The organism is Actinomadura harenae, from assembly GCF_003696215.1.
Lineage (GTDB): Bacteria > Actinomycetota > Actinomycetes > Streptosporangiales > Streptosporangiaceae > Spirillospora > Spirillospora harenae.
In genome coordinates, this window is sequence record NZ_RFFG01000008.1 from 143,852 (window position 1) to 150,891 (window position 7,040).

Annotated in this window: 6 protein-coding genes; 4 read left to right on the forward strand and 2 right to left on the reverse strand. The window is 72.1% G+C overall.

Annotated elements, in window-relative coordinates; genetic code table 11:
• Window positions 1-61 precede the first annotated feature (61 nt).
• Window positions 62-1,303 (forward strand): helix-turn-helix domain-containing protein, encoded by a 1,242-nt coding sequence (locus EBO15_RS46740; RefSeq protein WP_122193440.1) that lies wholly within the window; start codon window positions 62-64, stop codon window positions 1,301-1,303.
• Window positions 1,304-1,448: 145 nt separating this feature from the next.
• Window positions 1,449-2,684 (forward strand): hypothetical protein, encoded by a 1,236-nt coding sequence (locus EBO15_RS44065; RefSeq protein WP_158628144.1) that lies wholly within the window; start codon window positions 1,449-1,451, stop codon window positions 2,682-2,684.
• Window positions 2,685-2,745: 61 nt separating this feature from the next.
• On the opposite strand, the gene EBO15_RS06855 is transcribed toward EBO15_RS44065, so the two are convergent.
• Window positions 2,746-4,212, reverse strand: coding sequence for a flavin-containing monooxygenase (locus tag EBO15_RS06855; RefSeq protein WP_122193441.1), 1,467 nt, complete (start codon window positions 4,210-4,212; stop codon window positions 2,746-2,748).
• A gap of 86 nt (window positions 4,213-4,298) precedes the next feature.
• Between EBO15_RS06855 and EBO15_RS06860 the strand changes: the two genes are divergently transcribed.
• Entirely contained in the window at window positions 4,299-4,910 is a 612-nt protein-coding gene (locus EBO15_RS06860; RefSeq protein ID WP_233616022.1) for a TetR/AcrR family transcriptional regulator, read from the forward strand.
• Here EBO15_RS06860 and EBO15_RS06865 read toward each other — a convergent pair.
• Complete coding sequence (locus EBO15_RS06865; RefSeq protein ID WP_122193443.1) at window positions 4,895-5,635, reverse strand: TetR/AcrR family transcriptional regulator; 741 nt, start codon at window positions 5,633-5,635, stop codon at window positions 4,895-4,897. The two genes, EBO15_RS06860 and EBO15_RS06865, sit on opposite strands and share 16 nt — an antisense overlap.
• 120 nt (window positions 5,636-5,755) lie before the next feature.
• Here EBO15_RS06865 and EBO15_RS06870 point away from each other — a divergent pair, with 120 nt between their 5' ends.
• Complete coding sequence (locus tag EBO15_RS06870) at window positions 5,756-6,889, forward strand: ferritin-like domain-containing protein (RefSeq protein ID WP_122193444.1); 1,134 nt, start codon at window positions 5,756-5,758, stop codon at window positions 6,887-6,889.
• Window positions 6,890-7,040 lie beyond the last annotated feature (151 nt).

Consider the following 7,040-nt stretch of genomic DNA (forward strand, 5'->3'; position numbering starts at 1 on the left):
GCCGCCGAGCCGGAACCCCCCGGCCCCGTCGCCGCCGAAGCGCGCCCAGCGGAGGAGCGCGATGGCGCAGACGCACGGCGACCCCGGGACGGGCCCCGCCCCCCGGTGGCTGGTCGCGCTCGTCCGGCCCGAGCTGCCCACCCTCGCCGCGGAGATCATCACCGAGATCAAGCGCGCCGTCCCCGAGTACGGACGCGCCACCGACGGCCCCTACGTGCAGGCGCTCCGGATCGGCGTCGAGCGGGCCCTGTCCCACTTCGTCGACTCGCTCGCCGACCCGTCCACGCCCCGCGACCGGCACGACGAGACCTACCGCAGGCTCGGCCGGTTCGAGGCGATGGAGGGACGCACCCTGTCCAGCCTCCAGACCGCCTACCGGATCGGCGCGCAGGTCGCCTGGCGGCGGGTGATGAAGGTCGCCGCCGAGCGGAACCTGCCCGCCCCCGTCATGGGACGCCTCGCCGACGAGCTGTTCTCCTACATCAACCAGCTGGCCTCGCTGTCCCTGGAGGGCTACGTCACCGCCCGCCCGGACGAGGAGCAGCAGGACCACCGCCGGCGGCTCCTGCACAGCCTGCTGCGCGAGCCGCCGCCCAGCACCCAGACCGTCGGGAACCTCGCCCGGCTCGCCGGATGGAACGTGCCCGACGAGGTCACCCTGGTCGCGCTGCCCGTCGGGCCCCAGCCGTCCCCGCACACCCTGCACCGCGACCTGCTCGTCGACCTGTCCGGGGACGCGCCGCACCTGCTGGTGCCCGGCGAGGTCGACGCCGGGCGGCTGCGGATGCTCACCTCCGGCTGGCCCGACCGCAGGCTCGCCGTCGGGCTCACCGTCCCCACCGTCAAGGCCGCCGAGTCGCTGCGCTGGGCCCGCCGCGCGCTCACCGTCGCGCGCACCGGCGCCCTCGGCGACCAGCGCGTGATCGACAGCGGCGAGCACCTGGTCACCCTGTGGCTCCTGTCGGACGAGACGGTCGTCGACCACCTCACCCGGCGGCTCCTCGCCGGGGTCACCGAACTCGGCGGCGGCCAGCCCGAGCGGTACCTGGAGACCCTCTACGCCTGGCTCACCACCCGCGGCACGGCCGCCGACCTCGCCGACCGGCTCAACATCCACCCGCAGACCGTGCGGTACCGGATGCGGCGCCTGGAGGAGGTGCTCGGCGACAAGCTCGGCGACGCCGACTCACGCTTCGCGATGGAGGTCGTACTCCGAGCGACGAGATTACTCCAGGAAGTGGAGCCGGCCCCGCCCGGCGACCGGGGAGACAGCACACCCGGCACGTCCCCACCACTCACCTGATGATAATTCCGGGGGTCCGGCGTCCGCCCTTTTCGTCATCCGGGACAACTCTGGCCGGAAGGGTTGATAGCCATTCCTCGGACGTGGTCATATTACTGTCCGAGAAATTGTTTCCCACGACACCGAATGGCTGAGGTGAGGCGGGGTGCGTACCCGACCGGTCGGTCTTCCCCTGTTCGCTGGCCTCGGCGCGGCCGCGGTCCTGGCCTTCGGCGGCCTCGCGGCCCCCGCCGCGTTCGCCGACCCCACGCCCACGTCGGGGACGTCGGACACGCCCGCGCCGGGTGACGGCACGCCGTCCGAGACCCCGACCCCGACGCCGACGGAGACCACTCCGACGGACCCGCCGACGACGCCCACGGACCCACCGACCAGCACTCCCCCGACCGACCCGCCCGGAAGCGGGACCCCGGGTGGGGGCACCGGCTCGCCCGGCGGAGGAACGCCCGGCGGTGGCACTCCCGGTGGCGGGACGCCCGGAGGCGAGACCCCGGGCGGCGGAACGCCCGGCGGGAACCTGCCCGGCGGACCGTCCCCGACGCCGCCCGGCGACGGGCAGCCGGGGCTCGGCCTCAGGATCGCGCTGTCGACGTCGGCCGTCCACGCCGGGGACACCGTGTCGGTGTCCGCCACGGTGTCGGGGTCGGCGAGCGGCGTCACCGTCGACTTCGGCGCGAGCGGCGGCGCGTCGGTCTCCCCGGCGAGCTCCTACGTCGGCGGCGTGTCCGGCTCGGCCTCGGTGCTGGGCTCGGTCACCGTCCCGGCCGGGACGAAGCCGGGGACCATCACCGTCAAGGCGACCGTGACGTCCAGCAACGCGGGCGCGCACAGCGTCTCGACGCCGCTCAGCGTCGTGGCCGCGTCCGTGACCATCCCCGGGAACGGCAACGGCAACGGCGGCCCGCCCGGGGCGTACGGCAACCTGCCGCCCGGCGTGAACGCCCCGCCGCCCGGCCTGGACCCCCTCGGTGACCACAACGCGTTCCAGGCCCCGAGCGTCGCGCTGCCGCCCGTCGCCGGACCGCAGGTCGCCGCGTTCGCGCTGCCGGCCTCGCCCGTCACGAGCCTCCAGGCCGCGCACGAGCCGCTGCTCAGCGGCGCGGAGCCCGGCGCGGTCGCGTGGGCCGGCGCCGCGGTGGTCGTGGCGTCCGGGCTGCTGATGACCCCGCTCTTCTGGACGCGCCGCCGCCGCACCCTCGCCCGCGACGAGCGCACCAACTGGATCCTGCTCGGCAAGGGCATCACCGCCCGCGACCTGACCGCCAAGGGGCTCGTCCGGCTGAACCTCGCCGAGAAGCGCCTCACGGTCGCGCGCATGCGGGCGCTGCCCCCGCAGCCCGCCCCGGCCCCGCGCCGCCTGCGCCTCCGTCCCAGCAACTAGACCCCCCAGACAGAGACTGCCCGCCCGGAATCCGGTCGGGCAGTCTCTGTTTCCGCACAGGTCAGCGGCTGAGGATGTACTCGTCCTCCTTGGCCTTCCGGGACGACGCCCAGAACTCGAAGGTGAACCCGGGCCACAGCGTCCGGTTCACGCCGTGCTCGTCCAGGTACCAGGACTGGCAGCCGCCCTCGTTCCACACGGCGCGGCGCAGCCTGCGGTGCATCCGGTCGTTGAACGTGCGGACGGCGCCCGGCCGCGGCTCGATGGCGTCCATCCCGCGCTCCTGGAGCAGGCGCAGGCAGCTCAGCACGTGCTCGATCTGCACCTCGATCATGAACACGACCGAGTTGTGGCCGAGGCCGGTGTTCGGGCCGAGCAGCATGAAGAAGTTCGGCATCCGCTCGACCGTCGTGCCGTGGTGCGCCTCGATGCCGTCGGCCCAGACCTCCTGGATCTTCACGCCGCCGCGTCCGGTCACGCGCATCTCGGCGAGCGCGTCGGTCACCTTGAAGCCGGTGCCGTAGATGATGACGTCGACCTCGTGCTCCACGCCGTCCTCGGTGACGATCGAGTGCTCGCGCACCTCGGCCACGCCGGACGTGTCGAGCTCGACGTTGTCGCGGGTCAGCGCCGGGTAGTAGTCGTTCGACAGCAGGACGCGCTTGCAGCCGATCGTGTAGTCCGGCGTCACCTTCGCGCGCAGCTCCGGGTCGGCGATCTGCTTGTTCAGATGGCTCAGCGCGAGCTTCTTCATCGGCCCGGACAGGCTCGGGCTCACCGCGAAGCTGACCGCGCGGGCCTCCAGCGCCCAGTAGATCCCGGCGCGGAACGCGCGCGCCGCGCCCGGGACCTTCTCGAACAGCGTCCGGACGGGCGCGGGGATCGCGCGGTCGGGCTTCGGCTGGATCCACGGCGCCGTCCGCTGGAACAGGACGAGCTTGGCCGCCTTCTTCGCCACCTGCGGGACGAACTGGATCGCGGACGCGCCCGTCCCGATGACCGCGACGCGCTTGCCGGTGAGGTCGGTGCCGTGGTCCCACTCGGCGGAGTGGAAGGCCGCCCCCTGGAACCGCTCGATGCCGGGCAGGTCCGGGAAGGACGGGATGTGCAGCGCGCCGATGCCCGTCACGACCGCCTTGGGACGCAGGACCTCGCCGCCGGCGAGCGTCACGTTCCAGCGTCCGGTGGCGTCGTCCCACTCCATCGAGTCGACGGACGCGCCGAACCGGATGTGGTCGCGCACGCGGTGCTTGTCGGCCGTCGCCTCCATGTACGCGCGGATCTCGGGCTGCGGCGCGAACATCCGCGACCAGCCCGGGTTCAGCTCGAACGAGTAGGAGTACATGTGGGACGGCACGTCGCACGCGCAGCCCGGGTAGGTGTTGTCGTGCCAGGTCCCGCCGAGGGCCTCGCTCTTCTCGAGCACGACGAAGTCGTGGAAGCCCTGCTGCCTGAGCCGGATCGCCATGCCCAGCCCGGCGAAGCCCGAGCCGATGATGACGATCGCCGGGGGGGTGCGCTCGTTCATTCGTCCATCCCATCGCGCGGAGACCTACCATGGGTAAGTTACCGCCGGTAGGTTACTGACGGTAGGTCCAATAGATGGGATTTCCTGTGAGCAGTGCCACAGCGCGCCCGCGCCGCCGCATGTCCCGTCCCGAACGGGAGCGGCAGATGCTCGACGTGGCCGAGGAGGTCTTCGGCGAACGCGGCTTCCGCGCCGCGTCCATGGAGGAGATCGCCGAGCGCTGCGGCGTCTCCAAGCCGATGCTCTACGAGTACTTCGGCTCCAAGGACGGCCTCCTGCAGGCCTGCATGGCCCGCAGCAAGGCGGAACTGTTCGAGGCCACCCAGCGGGCCATGGCGGACGGCGCGGACGCCGAGGACGTCCTGTGGCGCGGCATGGTCGCCTACTTCGAGTTCATCGACGGGCACGCGCCCACGTTCGCGCTCCTCATGCGCCAGCCCGTCGACACCCCGCCCGCCGCCGCCGAGGCCGTCGAGGACACCCGCCGCCAGCAGAGCGCCCTCATCGCGGGCGGCATCCGAATCTTCGCGCCGGAGGCGCCCGAGGCGACCGTCCTCGCCTACACCGAGATCATCATCGGCGGCTGCGAGCGGCTCGCGCTCTGGCGCACCGGCCGCCCCGAGGTCACCGCGCAGGACGCCGCCCGGCACATGACCGACTTCTGCCGCCAGGGCCTCGCCCCCTACATGCCGCGCTGAGCCCCGCCCCCGGGGCCTGCGGCCGCGCGGAGCTCCAGGGCGGTGATGAGCAGGTCGAGGCCGAACTCGAAGTCGGCCTCGGGGTCGTTCTCGCCCATCTCCGGCGCCAGCGCGATGACGTGCGGGAACTCGTCCGGGTCGAGCTTGGCGAACGAGTCGGACGCCGGCGTCCCGAGGTGCGCGATCGTCTCGACGGCGCGCACCTCGCGCATCTGCGTCCCGACCGCGTAGGCGAGCAGCGCCCGCATCGCGCGGACCGACGTCGGGCCGTCGAACCCGGCCGCCGCCGCGACGGCCAGCGCCCGCTCGGCGGGCCGCAGCCCGACCGGGGTGTCGACCTTGTGCGTGAGCACGACCGTAAGGCTGCGCGGGAAGTCGTGCGCCATCTTCCGGTGGGCGCGCACGAGCGCGCGGGCCCGCTCCGGCCACGGCGCGGACGGGTCGTCGGCGAGGTCGATCCGGTTCGCGACGTGCTCGGCGATGCCCTCCAGCAGCGCCCTCTTGTTCGGGACGTGGTTGTAGAGCGACATCACCGCGACGTCCAGCGCGGACGCGACGCGGCGCATGGACAGGGCGTCCGGGCCGTCCGCCTCGATGAGCCCGATCGCGGCCCGGACGATCCGGTCCCTGGTCAGCGCCGGGCGAGCGGGCGGCTCCGGCACCTCCGCGTCAGGGACCGCGGGGACGGCCGCTTCGGGGGTGGCGGGGGTCGGCGCATCGCTCATCGTTCGTTCGCTTTCGTGGCCATTGACTCTGGTAAGTGAACCATGACACGGTACGTACAACGTACGCCGGACGTACAACGTACGTACGTCGCGGCTCGCCCCCGTGCCGGGAGGTTCAGCATGCCGACCAGCAAGTCGACCCATGACCTGTACACCACCCCCGTCGAGCCGTCCATCCGGACGGTGCCGATGAGCGGCGACACCCGCTTCACCTGGGAGTACGACGACGGACGGGACACACTGCTCGCCCTGTACCAGAAGGGCAAGGACCGCCAGTGGGACGCGGCCACCCGCATCGACTGGGACCTCGAGGTCGACCCGCACAACGTCCTCGGCGTCCCCGACCAGTCCCTCGCGATCTACGGCACCCCTTACTGGGACCGGATGAGCGACACCGACCGCGCCGAACTACGGCGGCACGCGGCGTCCTGGCAGTTCTCCCAGTTCATGCACGGCGAGCAGGGCGCGATGCTCACCGCCGCGCGGATCGTCGAGGCCGTCCCCGACCTGGACTCCAAGTTCTACTCGGCCACCCAGACCATGGACGAGGCCCGCCACGTCGAGATCTTCTCCCGGTTCCTGCACGAGAAGATCGGGCTCGTCTACCCCATCAACACCAACCTCGAAGGGCTGCTGCACGAGACCCTCGGCGACTCCCGCTGGGACATGCCCTACCTCGGCATGCAGGTCCTCATCGAGGGCCTCGCGCTCGCCGCGTTCGGCGTCATGCGCGACGTGACCACCATGCCGCTCCCCAAGCAGATCCTCACCTACGTCATGCAGGACGAGGCCCGCCACGTCGCGTTCGGACGGCTCGCACTACGCGACTACTACAAGGAGCTGTCCGCGCCCGAGATGAAGGAGCGCGAGGAGTTCGTCATCCAGGGCTGCCACCTCATGCGCGACCGCATCCGCAGCAAGGAGATCTGGACCAACTTCGGCATCCCCGCCGCCGAGGTCGAGGAGCTGGTGAACAACTCCCCCTACATGCGGATGTTCCAGGCGCTGCTGTTCAGCCGGATCGTCCCCTGCGTGAAGGACATCGGCCTGTGGAGCCCGCGCATCCGGGAGACGTTCGAGGAGATGGGCGTGCTCGACGCGTCCCGCGCCGACCTGGACGCCCTCATGCGCGGCGACGAGGAGCTCGCCGACCGGCTCGACGCGGAGCGGCTCGACGCGCAGCGGTTCGCCGCCGAGGAGGCCGCGCGCAAGGCCGAGGTGGACGCCGTCATCGAGGCGGAGGCCGCCCGCTGAACGAGGCCGAGGCCACCCGCTGAACGGGTCAGACATCCCTGGAGGTTGGATGTCAAGCGGCGAGGTCGTGGTGGTGGTGTGACCAGGCGGTTGCCTGGTCGTAGGTGGTGTGGGTTTTGAGGCATCCGTGGAGGATGCCGACCAGGCGGTT

Bases quoted from the DNA above. Each gene is read 5' to 3' on its own strand.
- EBO15_RS46740 (WP_122193440.1), top strand. From the start codon at position 62: ATGGCGCAGACGCACGGCGACCCCGGGACGGGCCCCGCCCCCCGGTGG.
- EBO15_RS06855 (WP_122193441.1), bottom strand. From the start codon at position 4,212: ATGAACGAGCGCACCCCCCCGGCGATCGTCATCATCGGCTCGGGCTTC.
- EBO15_RS06865 (WP_122193443.1), bottom strand. From the start codon at position 5,635: ATGAGCGATGCGCCGACCCCCGCCACCCCCGAAGCGGCCGTCCCCGCG.
- EBO15_RS06870 (WP_122193444.1), top strand. From the start codon at position 5,756: ATGCCGACCAGCAAGTCGACCCATGACCTGTACACCACCCCCGTCGAG.